Annotated in this window: 16 protein-coding genes; 5 read left to right on the top strand and 11 right to left on the bottom strand. The window is 74.2% G+C overall.

Annotated elements, in window-relative coordinates:
• Window positions 1–145: 145 nt before the first annotated feature.
• The 5 genes from pcrA to CBP52_RS08980 form a co-directional block, all read right to left on the bottom strand.
• Window positions 146–2,743, bottom strand: a complete 2,598-nt coding sequence (gene pcrA / locus CBP52_RS08960) for a DNA helicase PcrA (protein WP_094180652.1) — start codon at window positions 2,741–2,743, stop codon at window positions 146–148.
• Window positions 2,744–2,817: 74 nt separating this feature from the next.
• Window positions 2,818–3,300 (bottom strand): DUF456 domain-containing protein, encoded by a 483-nt coding sequence (locus tag CBP52_RS08965; RefSeq protein ID WP_094182290.1) that lies wholly within the window; start codon window positions 3,298–3,300, stop codon window positions 2,818–2,820.
• A gap of 64 nt (window positions 3,301–3,364) precedes the next feature.
• A complete protein-coding gene (locus tag CBP52_RS08970) occupies window positions 3,365–3,712 on the bottom strand; it encodes a hypothetical protein (protein ID WP_094180653.1) in 348 nt (115 codons plus the stop codon).
• A gap of 94 nt (window positions 3,713–3,806) precedes the next feature.
• On the bottom strand, window positions 3,807–4,508 hold the full coding sequence (locus CBP52_RS08975; protein ID WP_094180654.1) for a response regulator transcription factor: 702 nt from the start codon (window positions 4,506–4,508) through the stop codon (window positions 3,807–3,809).
• Window positions 4,505–5,902, bottom strand: coding sequence for an ATP-binding protein (locus CBP52_RS08980; protein ID WP_232514420.1), 1,398 nt, complete (start codon window positions 5,900–5,902; stop codon window positions 4,505–4,507). Before CBP52_RS08980 ends, CBP52_RS08975 begins: the two co-directional genes overlap by 4 nt.
• 301 nt (window positions 5,903–6,203) lie before the next feature.
• Between CBP52_RS08980 and CBP52_RS08985 the strand changes: the two genes are divergently transcribed.
• Window positions 6,204–7,586 (top strand): PspC domain-containing protein, encoded by a 1,383-nt coding sequence (locus tag CBP52_RS08985; protein WP_094180655.1) that lies wholly within the window; start codon window positions 6,204–6,206, stop codon window positions 7,584–7,586.
• A complete protein-coding gene (locus tag CBP52_RS08990; protein WP_094180656.1) occupies window positions 7,583–7,933 on the top strand; it encodes a hypothetical protein in 351 nt (116 codons plus the stop codon). Before CBP52_RS08985 ends, CBP52_RS08990 begins: the two co-directional genes overlap by 4 nt.
• A gap of 67 nt (window positions 7,934–8,000) precedes the next feature.
• Here CBP52_RS08990 and CBP52_RS08995 read toward each other — a convergent pair whose 3' ends face one another.
• The 4 genes from CBP52_RS08995 to guaA form a co-directional block, all read right to left on the bottom strand.
• Entirely contained in the window at window positions 8,001–8,495 is a 495-nt protein-coding gene (locus tag CBP52_RS08995; protein WP_094180657.1) for an aromatic ring-opening dioxygenase LigA, read from the bottom strand.
• 262 nt (window positions 8,496–8,757) lie between these two features.
• The gene (locus tag CBP52_RS18700) at window positions 8,758–9,453 is read right to left on the bottom strand and encodes a hypothetical protein (RefSeq protein WP_369826207.1); all 696 of its coding nucleotides are present in this window, start codon (window positions 9,451–9,453) and stop codon (window positions 8,758–8,760) included.
• Window positions 9,454–9,608: 155 nt separating this feature from the next.
• A complete protein-coding gene (locus CBP52_RS09005; protein ID WP_369826208.1) occupies window positions 9,609–10,037 on the bottom strand; it encodes a DUF3817 domain-containing protein in 429 nt (142 codons plus the stop codon).
• A 28-nt stretch (window positions 10,038–10,065) separates the two neighbouring features.
• A complete protein-coding gene (gene guaA / locus CBP52_RS09010; protein ID WP_094180658.1) occupies window positions 10,066–11,649 on the bottom strand; it encodes a glutamine-hydrolyzing GMP synthase in 1,584 nt (527 codons plus the stop codon).
• A 127-nt stretch (window positions 11,650–11,776) separates the two neighbouring features.
• On the opposite strand from guaA, the gene CBP52_RS09015 reads away from it, so the two are divergent.
• Together CBP52_RS09015 and CBP52_RS09020 are read left to right on the top strand one after the other, a co-directional pair.
• Entirely contained in the window at window positions 11,777–13,630 is a 1,854-nt protein-coding gene (locus CBP52_RS09015; protein ID WP_094180659.1) for an ABC transporter ATP-binding protein, read from the top strand.
• Window positions 13,627–15,366 (top strand): ABC transporter ATP-binding protein, encoded by a 1,740-nt coding sequence (locus tag CBP52_RS09020; RefSeq protein WP_094180660.1) that lies wholly within the window; start codon window positions 13,627–13,629, stop codon window positions 15,364–15,366. The genes CBP52_RS09015 and CBP52_RS09020 overlap by 4 nt, the downstream gene beginning before the upstream one ends.
• A 76-nt stretch (window positions 15,367–15,442) precedes the next feature.
• Here the strand turns inward: CBP52_RS09020 and CBP52_RS09025 are convergent, their stop codons facing one another.
• Together CBP52_RS09025 and CBP52_RS09030 are read right to left on the bottom strand one after the other, a co-directional pair.
• The gene (locus tag CBP52_RS09025) at window positions 15,443–15,859 is read right to left on the bottom strand and encodes a hypothetical protein (RefSeq protein ID WP_141319929.1); all 417 of its coding nucleotides are present in this window, start codon (window positions 15,857–15,859) and stop codon (window positions 15,443–15,445) included.
• Between the two features lie 161 nt (window positions 15,860–16,020).
• Window positions 16,021–16,896, bottom strand: a complete 876-nt coding sequence (locus CBP52_RS09030; RefSeq protein WP_232514421.1) for an SURF1 family protein — start codon at window positions 16,894–16,896, stop codon at window positions 16,021–16,023.
• 288 nt (window positions 16,897–17,184) lie between these two features.
• Between CBP52_RS09030 and CBP52_RS09035 the strand changes: the two genes are divergently transcribed.
• A complete protein-coding gene (locus tag CBP52_RS09035) occupies window positions 17,185–19,665 on the top strand; it encodes a phosphoketolase (RefSeq protein WP_094180662.1) in 2,481 nt (826 codons plus the stop codon).
• Window positions 19,666–19,751: the final 86 nt, after the last annotated feature.

Genomic DNA, 19,751 nt, shown 5'->3' on the forward strand with positions numbered 1-19,751 from the left:
CACCTCGTTTGCTCGCTGCTGAAGGCCACGGTAGGTGCCTTCAGGCGGACGCCGGACGCGGACACTCCGGTCCGCGACGAACCCACCGGTCGGCGGTTCACCCCGAGACTGTCGCCCGAGCCCGGGATCATGGCAAAGCCGCAGGTCACAACTTCGTCACGGGTGAGAACCGGAGCAGCAGACGCTTGGTCCCCTCGGTCCCGAAGTCGACCTTCACGACCGCGTTGTGCCCTGCCCCCTCGAGCGCCACGACCGTCCCCAGGCCGTACGCGTCGTGCGTCACGCGGTCGCCGATCTCGAGCGACGGGATCGCGCCGGCGGGGCGCGGGGTCGCGGAGCCGAACGTCGCGCCGGTGGACGGCAGCGCCGGGCGCTCGTCGCGCTTGGCGGGGTACCCGCCGGACCCGGCACGGCCGGAGCCGTACCCCGAGCCCGAGCCGTAGCCGGACCCGCCCGAGCGCCCGCCCGCGCCGAAGCCCGAGCCCCACCCGCCGCGCAACGCCGAGGTGGAGGACTCGCGGCGGCGCCAGTCGATGAGCTCCTCGGGCAGGTCGGCCAGGAACCGGCTGGGCGGGAACTCGTTCGGCACGCCCCACGCCGTACGGATCGCCGCACGCGAGATGTACAACCGCTCGCGCGCGCGGGTCAGGCCCACGTACGCGAGCCGTCGCTCCTCGGCGAGCTGGTCCGGGTCGGACAGCGAGCGCAGGTGCGGGAACGTGCCGTCCTCCATGCCCGTGAGGAACACCACGGGGAACTCGAGGCCCTTGGCGGTGTGCAGCGTCATGAGCGTCACGACGCCGGGCTCGGGCTGGTCGTCCGCGACCTCGTCGCCGCCGTCGGGCGACGGGATCTGGTCGGAGTCCGCGACGAGCGACACGCGCTCGAGGAAGTCGGCCAGGTCACCGTCGGGGTCGCTCTGCTCGAACTCCGTCGCCACCGCGTGCAGCTCGGCCAGGTTCTCGACGCGCGACGCGTCCTGCGGGTCCTCGCTGCCGCGCAGCTCGGCCAGGTAGCCCGAGCGGTCGAGCACCGCGCCGAGCACCTCGGCCGGGCCGGCGCTCGCCGCGAGCGCGCGCAGTCCCGCCATGAGCTCGACGAACGCGCGCAGGCCCGTGACCGCCCGCGTGCCCAGCCCGGGGACCTCGTCGAGGCGCTCGAGCGCGGCCCCGAACGAGATGCGCTCGCGCTCGGCGAAGGACGCGACCATCGCCTCCGAGCGCTCCCCCAGCCCGCGCTTGGGCACGTTGAGGATCCGCCGCAGGTTCACGTCGTCGTCGGGGTTCGCGACCGCGCGCAGGTACGCGATGGCGTCCTTGATCTCGCGCCGCTCGTAGAACCGCGTCCCGCCGACCAGCTTGTACGGCAGCCCCACGCGCACGAGCGCGTCCTCGATCACGCGGGACTGCGCGTTCGCGCGGTAGAAGATCGCGACGTCGCCGGGACGCACACCCGCGGTGTCCCCGAGCCGGTCGATCTCCTCGACGACGAACCGGGCCTCCTCGCGCTCGTCGTCCGCCACGTACGCGACGATCTGCGCGCCCGCGCCCGAGTCGGTCCACAGCCGCTTGGGCTTGCGGCCCGGGTTCTTGCTGATGACCGCGTTCGCCGCGGACAGGATGGTCTGCGTCGAGCGGTAGTTCTGCTCGAGCAGGATCGTGCGTGCGTCGGGGTAGTCGGCCTCGAACTCCAGGATGTTGCGGATGTTGGCGCCGCGGAACGCGTAGATCGACTGGTCCGCGTCGCCGACGACCGTGAGCTCGCCGCGCTCGAGGCCGTCCTCGGCCCCCGTGCCGACGAGCTCGCGCACCAGCACGTACTGCGCGTGGTTGGTGTCCTGGTACTCGTCGACGAGCACGTGCCGGAACCGGCGGCGGTAGTGCTCGGCCACCGCGGGGAACGCCTGCAGCAGGTGCACGGTCGTCATGATCAGGTCGTCGAAGTCGAGCGCGTGCGCCTGGCGCAACCGCGCCTGGTAGCGCGTGTAGACCTGCGCGAGCGCGGTGTCGAAGTCGTTCGCCGCGCCTCCGCCCGAGGTCGCCGCGAACGTCTCGGGGTCCACGAGCTCGTCCTTGAGCGACGAGATCTTGGACGCGAGCGCCTTGGCCGGGTACTTCTTGGGGTCCAGGTCGAGCTCGCGCGCCACGAGCGTGAGCAGCCGCTGCGAGTCGGCCGAGTCGTAGATCGAGAAGCTCGAGCGCAGCCCGAGGGTGGTCGCCTCGCGGCGCAGGATCCGCACGCACGCGGAGTGGAACGTGGAGACCCACATGCGCCCCGCGGCGGGGCCGATGAGCCCGCCCACGCGCTCACGCATCTCGGCCGCGGCCTTGTTGGTGAACGTGATCGCGAGGACCTCGCCCGCGCGCGCCCGGCGCATGGCCAGCAGGTACGCGATGCGGTGCGTGAGGACGCGCGTCTTGCCCGAGCCGGCGCCCGCGACGATCAGCAGCGGCCCGCCGTGGTGGGTGACAGCCTCCTTCTGCTGGGGGTTGAGCCCCTCGAGCAGGGCCAGCGCGCGCTCCGCGCGGGCCGCGTCGTCATGCGCACGCCGGTCCTCGGCGGCGGACTCGTGGGGTCCGGTTGCCGACCCGTCGGACGCGCCGTCCGGGGAGTCGCCGCGCGGCGGCACGACGAGCGGCAACCCGGACGACTCGCCCGCGTGCGAGCGCGCGGCGGCCGCCGCGACGGCTGACCGGAAGGAGCTGCCGAGCGAGTCGGGGAGGTGTTCGAAGAGCGACGTCATGGCCCGACCAGCCTAGGCGCCGCCACCGACACCCGGGGACGCCCCACGCGGCACCTCCGGTCCCGGGACGCGGGTCACGAGGTCGCGAGGCCGACGAGCCACGCGAGCGTGACGAGCATCGCGCCGGCGAGCTCGACCAGGATGGTCAGCCCGGTCGCCTGCATCGCGGCGAGCGTCGCGCGCCAGGCGGGCTGCGCCCGGCGCACACGCACCCACTCCGCGAGGTACACCGCGCCGACGAAGCCGACGACGAGCCCGACCACGGGGATGACGAAGAACAGCACGGCGCCGGCCACGCCGCCCCAGACCAGCGTGCTGCCGGGCACGCCGGCACGCTTGAGGTGCCGTCCGGCGAGGAGGTACTTGCCGACCATGGCGGCGGCCGTGACCAGCACGGAGACCACCGCGACCGTCCAGCCGACGACGCCACCCGTGACGACGCCCCAGACGACGACAGCGCCCGCGACGAGCAGCGCACCGGGCAGCACCTGCACGACGACCCCGAACAGCCCGACGAGGACGACGACCCCGACGACGACCTCTCCCCAGCCCGGCACGAGGCCCGAGGCTACCGGGCGCGGACCCTGCCCGCGGCGCGAGGCCACGGGCAGGGTGGACGGGTCAGTGCCAGAGCACCGCGATCGCGACGTTCAGCACGGTGAAGCCGGCGATCGCACCGAGGAAGCCGGTGGTCACCTTCTCGGGCCGACGCCCGCCGACGACGACGAGCGCGGTGACGACGAGCGTGATGAGGAGCTTGACCGTGATCTTGACCATGTTCGGGTCGGCCAGGTCGTCGCTCATCTCCTTCACCCCCACCATGAGGATGCCCGTGACGAGGGCGGTGAGGGCACCGTGCAGGGCGCCGGCCGGGATCTTCGGGTCGCGCATGCTGACGAGCACGCCGCCGAGCACGACGGCCCAGCCCAGCAGGTGCAGGACGAGCAGCAGGTTCTTCAGGAGCTCCATGCCGCAAGGATACGACGGGCAGCATGACGTTCTGACACCGTGTCAGGATCGGCCCGTCGGGCGTCGCCGCCCCGCGCACCCCAGACCTCGCGCGCTACAGCAGGCGCCGCGCCGCGGCCCACCGCGTGAGCTCGTTCCGGTTCGACAGCTGCAGCTTGCGCAGCACCGCGGACACGTGGGTCTCGACGGTCTTGATCGAGATGAACAGCTCCCCCGCGACCTCGCGGTAGGTGTAGCCGCGCGCGATCAGCCGCATGACCTCACGCTCACGCGCGGACAGCCGGTCGAGCTCGTCGTCGCCCGTCGCGACGTCCCCCGCCGCCGCGCCGAACGCGTCGAGGACGAACCCCGCGAGCCGCGGCGAGAAGACCGCGTCGCCGTCCGCGACGCGACGCACGGCGTCGCTCAGCGCGTTCCCGTCGATCGCCTTGGTGACGTATCCGCGCGCACCCGCCCGGATCACCGCCACCACGTCCTCCGCCGCGTCCGAGACCGACAGCGCGAGGAACCGCGTCCCCGGGACGTCGGCGCACGCGCGGATCACCTCCGCGCCCCCTCCCCCGTCGCCGCCCGGCAGGTGCACGTCGAGCAGGACGACGGGCGGGCGCAGCTCGTGCACGACGCGCACCGCCTCGTCCACGCCCGCCGCCTCCCCGACGACGCGCACCCGCTCGTCGAGCGACGCACGCACACCCGTGCGGAACAGGTGGTGGTCGTCCACCAGGACGACGTCGACCGCGCCCGGCCCGGCCGAGCCGGCGATCCGGTCGGGCACCTGCGGGACGTCCTGCGTCATGACTCCTCCTCGGTCGGTGCCTGCGCACCCGCGGACAGGGGGACGCCGGTGCCGGGCCCGGTCGGCGTCACGCTAGACGGGTCGGCCGGCGCGCTCGCCGCGAACGGCATCGCCAGGTGCACCTCCGTGCCCTGGCCGGGCCGGCTCGTCACCGTCGCGGTGCCGCCGCGGCGGCGCACACGGCCCAGGATCGACTCACGCACGCCGAACCGGTCGGGTGAGACTGCCTCCGGGTCGAACCCGTCGCCGCGGTCCTTGACGAAGACCTCGACCTCGGCCGCGCCGACCTCGAGGTAGAGCGAGACGGGCGGGCGGCCGTGCACGACCGCGTTGACGAGCGCCTCGCGCGTCGCCTGCAGCAGGGCCGCCGTCGCCTCGTCGGGCACGCGGTCGCCGACGACGACCGTGTCGACCGCCACCGGCTCGCCACCCGGTCCGGAGCGCGAGTCCTCGACCTCGGCGACGAGGTCCCGCAGCGCCGCCGCGAGCGACGTGCCGGGCGCCGGGCGGTCGTCGTACAGCCACTCGCGCAGCTCGCGCTCCTGGGCGCGGGCCATGCGCGCGACCTCCGCCGGGTCGTCGGCCCGGGCGCGGATGAGCGCGAGCGTCTGCAGGACCGAGTCGTGCAGGTGCGCGGCGATGTCGGCGCGCTCCGACTCGCGCGCCCGCGCCGCCCGCTCGTCGGCCAGCGCCCGCCACAGCCGCAGCCACCACGGCGCGACGACGAGCGCGACCCCCGCGAGCACCGCGAGCGACGCGACCACCGACTGCACGAACGTCGCGGCGTCCACCCCGGGGCCCGTCGCGCGCCCCACGAGCAGCAGCACACCGACGCCCGCGATCACCACACCACCCAGGAGCCGCACCACCGACACGGGCGTGCGGCCGCCCGCGCGGCTGCGCCAGCGACCCCGCGCGACCTCGTCGAGCTGGCTCCACGCGAGCGCGGCACCCGCCAGGACGACGAGCAGCGGCAGCACCCAGCCCGCGTCGAGCCGGTCGGTGCGCACCGCGACGAGCACCCCGGCCACCACGACGAGCAGGACACCCACCGCGATGTCGGTCACGGGCCACCGGCGGCCCCGCGGGTGCTCGTCGTCGCCGCCCGGCCGGCCGGCGAGCCGCGCGAGGTTGGACGGCCGCGACGCCGCCGCGACGTCCCACGGGTCGCCCGGCGGGACGGTGAGCCACCAGAACACGTACAGCACCACGCCGACCCCGCCGACGAGCGTCGCGACGACGAACGCCACGCGCACCCCGCCCAGCGGGAGGCCCAGGTGTGCCGCGACTCCGGAGGCGACACCACCGACCCAGCGCCCGCGCTCGGGGCGCCGCAGCGCGCCGCGCGGCACGCGGGGGCGCGGCACGGCGGTCGGTCCGGCAGTCAGGTCCACCACCGCATCGTCACACGTCACGACGCCGACCGGGGCCGCCGAACAGCGCCGCAGGCGCGGATCACGCACGGATCAGGGCAGGGATCAGGGCGTCGCTCAGGGCCCGGACCCGGGGTGCGGACCCCGGGTTCAGGGTCCGGTCAGGGGAGCACCCGATGTCGCGCGCGGGCCGCGGCCGCCACGATCGTCGTATGAGCTCGACCACGCCCGGCACACCACCGCCTGCCGCCTCCCCCAGCCCACCGACGGACCCGCACCCGACGGGGCGCCCCGCCCCGACGGCGGCGGCTTCTTCGGCGCCATGCGCCGGCTCGGCGTCCAGCGCTCCGACGACCGCTGGGTCGGCGGCGTGTGCGCCGGCGTCGCCGACCGGCTCGGCATCGACCCGCTCATCGTGCGCGGCCTGCTCGTCGTGACGTTCCTGCTGTCCGGGGTCGGCGCGGTCGCCTACGCGATCGCGTGGGCCCTGCTGCCCGAGCGCCGCGACGGCCGCATCCACGCCGAGGAGCTCGTCGCCGGACGGTTCGACACCGCGGTGCTCGGCGCGGCCGCGCTCCTCGTGATCGGCCTGGGCCGCGGCGACAACGGCTGGTGGAACGCCGGCCCGCGCTGGGCGCACGGGGTGTTCGGCGTGCTGTCCGGCCTGCTGTGGCTCGGCTTCGTCGTCGCCGTCGCCGTGACGGTGCTGGTCCTGGTGACGCGCAGCCGTCCGTCGCGCGGCCCGGTGCCACCGTGGGCCGGCCAGCCGCCGCGCCCGCCGTACGGCCCCTACGGCCCGACCCCGGGGCAGCCGTCCGCCCCGGTCCCGTCTGCGCCGACCTCTGCGTCTTCCTCTGCACCGACCTCTGCGCCGCCGTACGGGACCCCGCCCCACACGGGCACGGCCGGGCACGCCCCGTACGGTCCCTACGGCGCCCCGAGCGGGCCGCCCGCGACCGCCTCCTACGCGACCGCCCCCTACGCGACCGCGCCCTACGTCTCCCGGCCGCACGCGTCCACACCCCACGTGCCCGCGCCCACCAAGCCGCGCCGCCGTGGGCCCGGCGCGACGAGCGTGGGCGTCGTGGTCGCGCTGGCGCTGCTCACCTTCGCCGGCCTGCTCGCCGCCGAGCGCGCGGACCGCTACGACGGTCCGGTCCTGCTCACGACGCTCGGGGTCACCGCGGTGCTCGCGGGTGCGGGCGTCGTCGTCGCCGGGCTGCGGGGCCGCTCGAGCGGGTCGCTCGGCTTCCTCGCGATCGTCGCGCTGCTCGTGTCGCTCCCCGCGGGTGCCGTCGAGCACCGCAGCTGGACCTGGGACGAGGCCGGCGTGCACCGTCCAGGCGCCCCGGTCGTGGTGACCAGCCGCGCGGCCGCGCAGGACGGGCTGCGGTTCGGTGCCGGCGAGGCCACGCTCGACCTCACGGACGTCCCGCTGACCGACGATCTCCTCGTCGTGCCGATCTCGGTGGGCGCCGGTCGGCTCGACGTCGTCGTCCCCGCGGACGCGGCCGTCGAGGCGACGGCACGGATCGGCCTCGGCAGCGCCACGTGGGACGTGGACGGCCAGTACGAGAGCACGTCCGGGATCGGCATCGGCGGGACGACGTTCCGCGACGACGCGAGCCGTGCGGGCTCGCCACAGCTGTCCCTCGACGTGTCCGTGGGCGCGGGCGAGGTCACCATCACCCGGGAGGACTCATGAGCACGCAGGACCCGCGCGGCCTCGAGCCGGACGCGACGACGTCGCCCGACCCGGCGGTCGACGAGACCGACCCGACGACGGGCGCCACGCAGGTGCTCGAGCCCGACGAGACGTCGGCGCAGCCGGCCCCCGAGACGCCGCCCGTGCGCCCGGAGCGCGACGTGCGCGCACCGCGCGTCGGGACCGTCGTGTGGGGTCTGGTGCTCGCCGTGCTCGGCGTGGGGGTCCTGGCCTGGGCGGCGGGCCGGCAGATCGACGTGGACGTCGCCGCGATCGTGCTGGTCGCGGGCGCGGGCGTGGCGCTCCTCGTCGGGTCCGTCGTCTCCGGCGTGCGGCGCCGGGGCTGACGCCCGTATCGACGAGGGGCCCCGACCGGCGGTCGGGGCCCCTCGTCGTGTGCCGGGTGCGCCGGGGTCAGGCGATCGCCGGCGAGGCCGGCGCCACGCCCGCGGGCGCGCGCTCGGCCACCGCGGCCGGCTCGACCTGCGCGACCGGCGCGAGCTTGCGGATCGCCAGCCCCGTGAGCAGCAGCCCCAGCCCGACCCCCATCACGAGCAGCGAGATGCCGAACGCGATCACGGAGGTGAGCAGCGACGTGCGCAGGAACGACGCCGTCTCGAGCGTCGCGCGCACCGGGTCGTCGCGGTCGAGCTGCGCGAACGTCTGACCCCCGGACGCGTCGAGCGCGTGCTTCTTGATCTGCTCGGTCTGCGCCCACGCCTCCCAGGGCGTGTCGAGCCGGTTGCCGCCGAACGCCGGTGCGTCGTCGGAGACCGTGATCCGCTCGGAGCCGAGGCTGACGCTCACGCCCACCCAGGAGCCGACGCCGGCCACGATGAAGGTGATCCCGAGGATCGTGACCCAGAGACCCAGGCTCCGGGCTGCGCGGCTGCGTGCTGTCGTCGTCACGTCTTCCCCTCTCTCGACGTCCCGCGCCGTCACCAGGTCCGTCGGCGTCCGTCGGGTGTCCGTCGGATGGTGGGTCGGGTGCCTGACCGCGGGTCGGCGCCGGCCGTGGCGCCATGCGGGACGGTAACCAGAACGGGTGACGTCATTTCGAGAGGTATAACCGTTTAATCCGCAACTATCGGACTCAGGGGCCGCGAATTGAAACGGTCCGGGCACGGCCGAGGCCCGCGTCCGGGCGGGACGCGGGCCTCGGCGGCGGGGGTCAGGCGCGGTCGTCGCGCTCGACCGTCGGGTCGGGCGGGGCGGCGTGCGTGTGCCCCTCGACCGCGGGCGGCGCCGCGGTCGAGGGGGCCGCGGTCGTGGGGGCCGCGGTCGTGGGCGCCGCGGTCGTGGGTGCCGCGGTCGCCGGGGCGACCGGGGCGGGCGGCGCGGTGACAGGCGGCGCCGGGGCAGCCGGCGCGGCGACCACCGGGGACGCGCTCGCCGGAGCGACCGCCGGCGCGACGCGCGTGTGCGCGGACGTGTCGTCGTCGACGACCACGGGGCTCAGCCGACGCAGCGCGATCCCGACGAGCAGGAGCGCGACACCGACGCCGACGACGAGCAGCGCGACCCCGAACGCGACCACCGACGTGAACAGCGACGACCGCAGGAAGGACGCGGTCATCATCGTCTCGCGGACCGGGTCCTCGCGGTCGAGCTCGGCGTAGGTCTTGCCGCCCGAAGCGTCGAGCGCGTGGTGGTTGATGATGTCGGCCTGGACCCAGGCCTCCCACGGGGTGTCGACGAGCTGGCCCTGGAAGGCGCTCGCGTCGTCGGACACGGTGATGTTCTCGGCGGCGAGGTTGGTGCTGACCGCACCCCAGGTGACCGCCCCGGCCACGATGAAGATGATCCCGAAGACGATGACCCAGAGGCCCAGACCTCTCGCCCCTGGCTGCTTACCGGTGGTCGCCACGTGCTTCCCCTCTCTGGAGAGCCGGTCCCCGACGCCTCGCGAACGGGGCCGTGCGCGGGCCGCTCGTCGCGTCCCTGCACGTCAAGCCTAGCGAGGGGCGCACGGGACGCACCCGCGGCGTGCCGGGCGGGCACGTCCGGGCCGTGCCCGGAGGGTCAGCCCTCGACGGGGCCCGGCGCGGCGGGCGAGCGGGGTGCCGCGGCGTCGATGCGCGCGAGCGCCTGGGCGTGCACGCGGCGCTCGAGCACGAACGACATGACGGGCACGACGCCCGCGAGCGCCATCGTCACGAGCCTGCCGAAGCCCCAGCGCATCGTGGCCCACAGGTCGAAGACGGTGACGAGGTACACGACGTAGATCCAGCCGTGCGCGTACGGGATCCACGCGAACGCGTCCGCCACCGGCGAGTGGACCACGTACTTGAGCACCATCTCCACGCAGAGCAGCAGCAGCATCACCCCGGTGACCCACGCGAGGACGCGGTAGCGCGTCAGCGAGCCGCGCGCCTTCGTCGCCCACGCGCCCGCCGTACCCGAGGCGCCCGCAGTGCCCGTCGCACCCGTCGTCGTCCCGTCCTGCGTCACGTCCTGCTCCCTGTCCACCGGCTCGCCGTCACTCCCACTCGATGGTGCCCGGCGGCTTGCTCGTCACGTCGAGGACCACGCGGTTGACCTCGGGGACCTCGTTCGTGATGCGCGTCGAGATCGTCGCGAGCACGTCGTACGGCATCCGCGTCCAGTCGGCCGTCATGGCGTCCTCGGACGACACGGGCCGCAGCACGACCGGGTGGCCGTAGGTCCGGCCGTCGCCCTGGACGCCGACCGAGCGCACGTCGGCGAGCAGCACCACCGGGCACTGCCAGATCTCGCGGTCGAGCCCGGCCCTCGTCAGCTCCTCGCGCGCGATCGCGTCGGCCGCGCGCAGCACGTCGAGCCGCTCGGCCGTGACCTCGCCGATGATCCGGATGCCCAGGCCCGGGCCCGGGAACGGCTGACGCCACACGATCGCCTCGGGGACGCCGAGCTCGAGGCCGACCGCGCGGACCTCGTCCTTGAACAGCGTGCGCAGCGGCTCGACGAGCTCGAACTGCAGGTCGTCGGGCAGGCCGCCCACGTTGTGGTGCGACTTGATGTTCGCCGCGCCCTCGCCGCCGCCCGACTCGACGACGTCGGGGTACAGCGTGCCCTGGACCAGGAACTTGACCTCCTGGCCGTGGTCGCCCGCCTCGGCGACGACCTCGCGCGCCGCGTCCTCGAACACGCGGATGAACTCGCGGCCGATGATCTTGCGCTTGGTCTCGGGGTCGGTGTGGCCCGCGAGGGCCGTGAGGAAGCGCGCCCGCGCGTCGACGACCTTGAGCCGCACGCCGGTCGACGCGACGAAGTCCTGCTCGACCTGCTCGGCCTCGCCGTCCCGCAGCAGGCCGTGGTCGACGAACACGCACGTGAGCTGGTCGCCCACCGCGCGCTGCACGAGCGCCGCGGCCACCGAGGAGTCGACGCCGCCGGACAGCCCGCAGATCACGCGCGCGTCGCCCACCTGGGCGCGGATCCGCTCGACCTGCTCGGCGATGACGTTGCCGGGGTTCCAGTCGGGCGCGAGGCCCGCACCCTCGTACAGGAAGTTCTCGAGCGCCTTCTGACCCAGCGGCGAGTGCCGCACCTCCGGGTGCCACTGCACGCCGAACAGGCGCCGCTCGCGGTCCTCGAACGCGGCGACGGGCGAGCCCTCGCTCGTCGCGAGCACCTCGAAGCCCTCCGGCGCAGCGTGCACCGCGTCGCCGTGGCTCATCCACACCGTCTGCTGCTCGGGGCTGCCCGAAAGGACGGTGCCCGCCCGCGTCACCTCGACCGCGGTGCCGCCGTACTCCCGCAGACCGGTCTGCGCGACCGTGCCGCCGAGGGCCTGCGCCATGGCCTGGAAGCCGTAGCAGATGCCGAGCACGGGGACGCCCGCCTCGAACAGGGCGGGGTCGACGAACGGCGCGCCGTCGGCGTACACCGACGAGGGGCCGCCCGACAGGATGATCGCGGCCGGGTCCTTGGCCAGCAGGTCCTCGACGCGTGCCGTGTGCGGCACGATCTCGGAGTACACGTTGGCCTCGCGCACGCGGCGCGCGATGAGCTGCGCGTACTGGGCGCCGAAGTCGACGACGAGGACCGGGCGATGAGCGGTGGGCTCAGGCGTCTGGGTCACGCCCCCAGGGTAGTCGCCGCGCCGGCCTGCTCCGGCCCGCCGTCCACGCCCGGGAACCCGACGACGTCCGGCCCGGGCGCGGAAAAGCGTTCCGGGTCTGTCGGTGCCCGCACGTAACGTGGAGCGGGTGCGATCCCTCCCCCTCACCGACCCGGGAACCCCGCCTCTGACGGGGCCCGTGGCGTACCTGGTGTGGCAGGCGCGCCGCCAGTGGGGCATCCTCACCGTCGGCGCGCTGCTCGGCGTCCTCATGTTCTCGTGCCAGGCGGCGCTGCCCTACGTCACCGGCCACGCGATCGACTCGGGCCTCGCGCACGGCTTCGGCGCGGACCTGTGGCGGTCGGCGGCGATGCTGCTCGGGCTGGGTGTGGTCTCGGCCACCGCGGGTGCGGTCGGCCACCGGTACGACGTCGAGAACTGGCTGCGCGCGTCGTTCGCCGCCTCCCAGCTCGTCGGCCGCCGCGTGTCCCACTCGGGGCACACCATCACGGCCGAGCTGCCGACCGGCGAGGTCGTGTCCGCGGTCGCGAACGACGCGCTGCGGATCGGCGAGATCTACCACACGTCGGCCCGGTTCATCGGCTCGGTCGTGGCCTACGGCATCGCCGCGTTCGTCATGCTGCGCACGTCGGTGTCGCTCGGCCTCATCGTGCTGCTCGGCCTGCCGACCGTCGCCGTGTGCATCGCCGCGCTCGTCAAGCCGCTGCAACGGCGGCAGGCCGCGCAGCGTGAGGCGTCCGGACGGCTGACGACGCTCGGCTCCGACACGGTCTCGGGCCTGCGGATCCTGCGCGGCATCGGCGGCGAGGGCGTGTTCACCGCGCGCTACCGCGAGCAGTCGCAGCTCGTGCGACGCAAGGGCGAGGACGTCGCGGTCACGCAGTCCTGGCTCGACGCGCTCCAGGTGCTGCTGCCCGGCGCGTTCGTCGTCGTGCTCATCTGGTACGGCGCGCACCTCGCGGTCGCGGGCGAGATCACGCCCGGCCAGCTGGTGCAGGCGTACGGGTTCGCGGCGTTCCTGTCGTGGCCGGTGCAGCAGATGACGTACACGGTGCAGTCGGCGACACGCGCGCACGTGGGCGCGAGCAAGGTGCTGAACGTGCTGCGCGTGGTGCCCGCGACGGGTGCCCGGCCGGGCACCCGCCCGATGCCGCCCGCGCACGTCCCGCTCGTGGACGAGGTCTCCGGCACGGTCGTCACCCCGGGCCGGGTCTCGGCGCTCGTGTGCGTCGACCCGGACGCCTCCGCGGCCGTCGCGACGCGCATGGCGCGGTTCGACGACGCGGCCGAGGCGGACACCCCGGTGCGGCTGGGCGGCGAGCTGCTCGCCGAGCTCGACAAGCTCGCGGTGCGCGAGCGTGTCGTCCTCGCCGAGGCCACGCCGCAGCTGTTCTCCGGGACGCTCGCGTCCGAGCTCGACGTGCACGGCACGCGGGACGCGGAACGGCTGCTGCACGCGATCACGCTGGCCGACGCGCACGACGTGCTCGACTCCGTGCCCGACGGCCTCGACGGCGAGCTGCCCGAGAAGGGCCGGTCGCTGTCGGGCGGCCAGCGGCAACGCGTCGCGCTCGCGCGTGCGCTGCTGCTGGACCCCGAGATCCTGCTGCTCGTCGAGCCGACCTCGGCCGTCGACGCGCACACCGAGGCCCGGATCGCGGCGCGGCTCGCCGAGGCCCGGCGCGGGCGGGCCACCTTGGTCGTCACCGCCTCGCCGCTCGTCCTCGACCACGTCGACGAGGTGCAGTTGCTGGTCGACGGGCGCGTGGTCGCGACGGGCACGCACGCCGGGCTGCTCGCGCGGACCGACGCGCACGGCGCGGCGTACCGCCGCGTCGTCGGGCGCGACCTCGACGAGATGACACCACCGCACGGCGTCGCACAGGTGGGCGACGACGACCCGATCGCCGACGAGGCGTTCGACGAGCTGCTGCAGGACGAGCCCGCCGGGGCCCGGGACAGGACAGGAGGACGGCCGTGAAGCTCCCCATCGCGGACTCCGCGACCGTGCGCGCCTACGCGGCGTACCTGCTGCGCGCGCACCGCCGCCCGCTGTGCGGGATCGCGGTGCTGCACACCTGCGCGGCGGTCCTGGGCCTGGCGGGCCCGTGGCTGCTCGGGCGGCTGGTCGACGCGGTCGCCGACGGCACGACGACGGGCTACGTCAACGCCCTCGTGGCGGTCGGCGCGGGCGCGGTGCTCGGGCAGACCGTGCTCACGCGGTTCGCCCAGCGGTCCTCGATGCGGTTCGGCGAGATGGTGTTCGCCGACCTGCGCGAGGAGTTCATCGAGACCGTGACGTCGCTGCCGCTGTCGACCGTCGAGCGCGCCGGCACGGGCGACCTGGTCGCGCGCACGACGAACGACGTCAACAAGCTGCAGAACGCGGTGCGGTTCGGCGTGCCGCGCGTGATCGTCGCGGTCGTGACGATCACGCTCACGGTCGTCGCGTGCCTGGTGCTCTCGCCGCTGGTCGCCGTCGCGATGTTCGTCGGCGTGCCGGTGATGCTCGTGATCGTGCGCTGGTACCTGCGTCGCGCGACGCCCGCGTACTTGCGCGAGTCGGCCTCCTACGCCACGTTGAACGGCACCATCACCGAGTCGGTCGAGGGTGCGCGCACGATCGACGCGCTGCGCATGGGCGCGCGTCGGCAGGCGCGCGTCGAGGCGGACCTGCGCGAGGCGTTCGAGGCGGAGACCGCGACGCTGAACCTGCGCACGGTCCTGTTCCCGGGCGTCGACTTCGCGTTCATCACCGCGCCCGTCGCGGTCCTGCTGTGGGGCGGCTGGCTCGTCTCGCAGGGGCACGTGACGATCGGTGTGGTCGCGACGATCGTGCTGTACACCTACCAGGTGTCCGGCCCGGTCTGGGACCTCATCTTCTGGCTGGACGAGATCCAGGTCGCCGCGACGTCGCTCGCGCGCATCGTCGGGGTGCGGCTCGTCGAGCCGGACCGCGAGGTGCGCGAGGGGACCCCGGTCGACGAGGACCTGCGCGCGCGGGGTCTGCGGTACGCGTACCGCGAGGGTCACGACGTGCTGCACGGCGTGGACCTCGACCTGCGCGCTGGCGAGCGCCTCGCGGTCGTCGGGCCGTCGGGCGCGGGCAAGTCGACGCTCGGCCGCATGCTCGCGGGCATCCACCCGCCCACGGGCGGCACGGTGACCGTGGGCGGCGTGCCGCTCGTCGACCTGCCGCTGGACGAGCTGCGCGGGCACGTCGCGCTCGTGACCCAGGAGCACCACGTGTTCGTGGGCACGGTCGCGGACAACCTGCGTCTCGCGGCCCCGGGCGCCTCGCAGGAGAACCTGCGCCGTGCGCTCGAGGCGGTCGACGCGTGGGGCTGGGTGTGCGCGTTGCCCGAGGCGCTCGAGACCGAGATCGGCTCGGGCGGTGCCCCGCTCACGCCGGCCCAGGCGCAGCAGGTCGCGCTTGCGCGGCTCGTGCTGCTCGACCCGCACACGCTGGTCCTCGACGAGGCGACCTCGTTGCTCGACCCGCGCGCGGCCCGGCACCTCGAGCGCTCGCTCAACGGCGTGCTGGAGGGCCGCACGGTGGTCGCGATCGCGCACCGGTTGCACACCGCGCACGACGCCGACCGCGTGGCGGTCGTCGACGGCGGCCGGATCACCGAGATCGGCCCGCACGACGAGCTCGTGGCGGCCGGCGGCGACTACGCGGCGCTGTGGCGGTCCTGGCAGCACGAGTCCGCCTGACGCCCGCCGCGGAGCCGGTCCGACGCCCCTGTTCGCCCACAGCGAACAGGGGCGTCGGAGTCAGTCCAGGTCGGCGTCAGTCCAGGTAGCGCGCCTCGAGCTCGTCGAAGAACGCCCGCGACAGGCGCACGAAGTCCTCGTACCGCACCACGATGTCGTCCCCCGGCCGCAGGCCCAGCACGCTGCGCGCCGGGTCCAGCGTGATCGCGGGGTCCTCCAGCAGCCGCCCGCCGTTCGTCATGAGCGACCGGGCCAGCAGCCGCACCTCGTTGAGCGCGTTGCCGTCCGTGCCCTCCCGGCCGCGCTTGCGGTGCACGAACCGCATCTCGAGCGCGAGCACGAGCGCGGCGAAGTAGCTGAGCTCGAGGTCGTCGAGCGCGTGGTCGTCGCTGTCGGCGTCCGCCCGCGCGTTGTCGAACGCCGCGATGTCGGCCTCGACCTGGCCCCGGCTGTCCGCGATGTAGTCGGCGTCGTAGGTGCCCTGCGCGAGCATGCTCGTCTCCTGTCGTCCGCGACCGTCCCGGCGCACCCCCGCGCCCGGGTGCATCGTCGCACCTGGCGGCGCGTGCGTCTCGGGTCGGTGCGGCGTGCCGGACGACCCCACGGCACGAGCAGACCCACGAGCGCCGGACCCGGCCACGAGGTCGGACGGGGTCAGGTCGCCGTGGTCTGCGGCGCGGTGGGCTCGTCGGCGGGCCGCCCGCGGGCCTCGTCGCGCACCATGCGCAGCCAGAGCAGCACGGCGAACGCCCCGAAGATCCACCACTGCGCCGCGTACGCGAGATTCTGCAGGTTGAGCTCCGAGCCGGGCGTGGTGGGCGGGTCGAGCAGCGCGAGCGCACCCGACTGGCCGGGCTCGGACGCCACGAGCACCAGGTACCCGGTGTAGATGGGGCCGCCCCACGCGCCGACGAGCTCGGCGGAGGAGATCGCGACGACCTCGCCGTCCTCGACACCGTCGCCGGACTCCTCGGAGGCCTGCAGGTACCCGACGACGTCGACCGGGCCGACGGGCGGGACGTCGGCGTCCTGCGGGGTGGCGACCCACCCGCGCACGACGGGGAGCACGGCGCCCGCGGCATCCCGCCCGGACGTGCCGCCCGCGTCGCTGACCCGCAGCGGCGTGAGCACCAGGTAGCCGGACGTGCCGTCGTGCACGCGCTGGCGCACGAGCACCTGCCCGGACGCCTCGTACGTGCCGGTGACGGTGACCTTGCGCGCCACCAGCTCGCCGCGGAACGTGGTCTGCGGCGCGAGTTCGTCGCCCAGCGGCACGGGGTCCGCCGCGACGATCGCCGCCTCGTGCTCGGCCTGCGCACGCGACCCACGGATCTCCGCGCGGTCGAGCTGCCAGGCGCCGAGCATCCCGCATACCGCGGCCGCGGCGAGCAGCACGACGAGCAGCCCGAGCATCCGGGGTCGCACGGCGGCGCGCAGCATGCTCGTCGGCTCGTCGGCGCGGCGCACCGCCCACGCGCCGTCCGCCGCGGGGGTCTCGGCCGGTGCGGGCGCGAGGGGTCGTTCGGGCACGCTCCACGGTAACCCGCGGGCTGTGCGCGCCTCGGCTGCGTCACCAACGTCACACCGCCGCCTGCGCCCGGGGTCGCGCGGCGCGCCGGGCCCCGCCCGCGCACCCGCAAACTGCCCGTGACCTGCGACGATCTGGTCCTGCGGCACCGCTCGGAATGCGGTTGTATGGCAGATGGCGTGCTGACGCCCGTGGGTCGGACGTCCCACGGGTCGCAGAGCGTGCGGTAGAGGCTGGATCCGGCTCGAAGACCTGCGGCGCACGCCGTGGGACGACACGGGGAGCGATGCATGAGCACGACGACGGCGGCGACGACCGCATGGCAGACCGGACAGGGTTCGCAGGTCTCCGAGGAGACCCTGGGGCGCATCGACAAGTGGTGGCGCGCCGCCAACTACCTGTCGGTCGGCCAGATTTACCTGCTCGACAACCCGCTGCTGCGTGAGCCCCTGACCCGGGACCACGTCAAGCCGCGCCTGCTGGGCCACTGGGGCACCACCCCCGGCCTCAACTTCCTGTACGCGCACCTCAACCGGGCGATCGCGGAGCGGAGCCAGTCGACGATCTACGTCACGGGCCCGGGCCACGGCGGTCCCGGACTCGTGGCGAGCGCGTACCTCGACGGCACGTACTCCGAGGTCTACTCGGACATCACGGAGGACGAGGAGGGCATGCGCCGGCTGTTCCGGCAGTTCTCCTTCCCGGGTGGCATCCCGAGCCACGTGGCCCCCGAGACCCCCGGCTCGATCCACGAGGGCGGCGAGCTCGGCTACGCACTGTCCCACGCGTACGGCGCGGCGTTCGACAACCCCGACCTGCTGGTCGCGGCCGTCGTCGGCGACGGCGAGGCGGAGACGGGCCCGCTCGCGACGAGCTGGCACTCGAACAAGTTCGTCAACCCCGCGCAGGACGGCGTGGTGCTGCCGATCCTGCACCTCAACGGCTACAAGATCGCCAACCCGACGGTGCTGGACCGCATCGGCGACGACGAGCTGCGCGCGCTCATGGTCGGCTACGGCCACAAGCCCTACGTCTTCGAGGGCGGCTACGACACGGACGAGCCGATGGTCGAGGTGCACCGCCGGTTCGCGGCGCTGCTCGACGAGGTGCTCGACGAGATCGCCGCGATCAAGGCGCGTGCGGCGGCGGGCGACCTCACGCGGCCGGCCTGGCCGATGATCGTGTTCCGCACGCCGAAGGGCTGGACGGGTCCGGACGTCATCGACGGCAAGAAGACGACGGGCTCGTGGCGCGCGCACCAGGTGCCGCTCGCGAACGCACGGGACACCGCGGAGCACCTGCAGGTGCTCGAGCAGTGGCTCGAGTCGTACGGCGCGGCGGACCTGTTCGACGCGACCGGCCGGCTCGACCCGGACATCCGCGCGCTCGCGCCGTCGGGTGACCTGCGCATGAGCGCGAACCCGCAGGCGAACGGCGGCATCCTCCTCAAGGACCTGCGTCTGCCGGACTTCCGTGACTTCGCGGTGGACGTGCCCAAGCCGGGCGGCTCGATCTCGGAGGCGCCGCGCGTCCTGGGCGAGTACCTCACGGAGGTCATCCGCCGGAACCCGGACAACTTCCGGATCTTCGGTCCCGACGAGACCGCGTCGAACCGTCTGCAGGCGGTGTACGGCGTGACGGACAAGCAGTGGAACGCCGAGCTGCTGGGTCCCGAGGTCGACGAGCACCTGGCTCGCGCGGGTCGCGTGATGGAGATGCTCTCGGAGCACCAGTGCCAGGGGTGGCTCGAGGGCTACCTGCTCACCGGGCGGCACGGCCTGTTCACGAGCTACGAGGCGTTCATCCACATCGTCGACTCGATGTTCAACCAGCACGCGAAGTGGCTCAAGGTCACGAACGACATCCCGTGGCGCCGGCCCATCGCGAGCCTGAACTACCTGCTGTCGAGCCACGTGTGGCGTCAGGACCACAACGGCTTCAGCCACCAGGACCCGGGCTTCATCGACCACGTGGTCAACAAGAAGGCCGAGGTCGTGCGGGTGTACCTGCCGCCGGACGCGAACACGCTCCTGAGCACGTACGACCACTGCCTGCGCAGCCGTCAGTACGTCAACGTCGTCGTCTCGGGCAAGCAGCCCGCGCCGAACTTCCTCACCATGGAGCAGGCGGTCGCGCACTGCACGCGCGGCCTCGGCATCTGGGAGTGGGCGGGCTCGGAGGCGCCCGACGAGGAGCCGGACGTCGTGCTCGCGGCGGCGGGCGACGTGCCGACGCTGGAGGTGCTCGCCGCGGTCGACATCCTGCGCCGCGAGCTGCCGCAGCTCAAGGTCCGCGTGGTCAACGTCGTGGACCTCATGCGCCTGCAGGACGCACGGGAGCACCCGCACGGCCTGACGGACGCGGAGTTCGACACGATCTTCACCGCCGACCGCCCGATCGTGTTCGCCTACCACGGCTACCCGTGGCTCATCCACCGCCTCACGTACCGCCGCAACGGGCACGCGAACCTGCACGTGCGCGGGTACAAGGAGGAGGGCACGACGACGACGCCGTTCGACATGGTCATGCTCAACGACCTCGACCGGTACCACCTGGTGATCGACGTCATCGACCACGTGCACTGGCTGCGCGCGTCGCAGGCCGGCCTGCGCCAGCGCATGGTCGACGCCCGCCTCCGGGCCCGCGAGTACACGCGGGCGCACGGCGAGGACCTTCCCGAGGTCCGCGACTGGGTGTGGCCCGACGCGCAGGACCTGTCCGACTCCGGCCAGGTGGCCGCGACCGTCGCGACGGGCGGTGACAACGAGTAGACGACACGCGGGGGCGGGCCCGGTCAGGCCCGCCCCCGCCGTCACCTCACGAACCTGCACCACCAGCACGACCCGCTAGAAGCACC

The organism is Cellulomonas sp. PSBB021, from assembly GCF_002240455.1.
Classification (GTDB): Bacteria; Actinomycetota; Actinomycetes; order Actinomycetales; family Cellulomonadaceae; genus Cellulomonas; species Cellulomonas uda.

Bases quoted from the DNA above. Each gene is read 5' to 3' on its own strand.
- CBP52_RS08975 (WP_094180654.1), bottom strand. From the start codon at position 4,508: ATGACGCAGGACGTCCCGCAGGTGCCCGACCGGATCGCCGGCTCGGCC.
- CBP52_RS08990 (WP_094180656.1), top strand. From the start codon at position 7,583: ATGAGCACGCAGGACCCGCGCGGCCTCGAGCCGGACGCGACGACGTCG.
- pcrA (WP_094180652.1), bottom strand. From the start codon at position 2,743: ATGACGTCGCTCTTCGAACACCTCCCCGACTCGCTCGGCAGCTCCTTC.
- CBP52_RS08970 (WP_094180653.1), bottom strand. From the start codon at position 3,712: ATGGAGCTCCTGAAGAACCTGCTGCTCGTCCTGCACCTGCTGGGCTGG.
- CBP52_RS09025 (WP_141319929.1), bottom strand. From the start codon at position 15,859: ATGCTCGCGCAGGGCACCTACGACGCCGACTACATCGCGGACAGCCGG.
- CBP52_RS09035 (WP_094180662.1), top strand. From the start codon at position 17,185: ATGAGCACGACGACGGCGGCGACGACCGCATGGCAGACCGGACAGGGT.
- CBP52_RS08985 (WP_094180655.1), top strand. From the start codon at position 6,204: ATGCGCCGGCTCGGCGTCCAGCGCTCCGACGACCGCTGGGTCGGCGGC.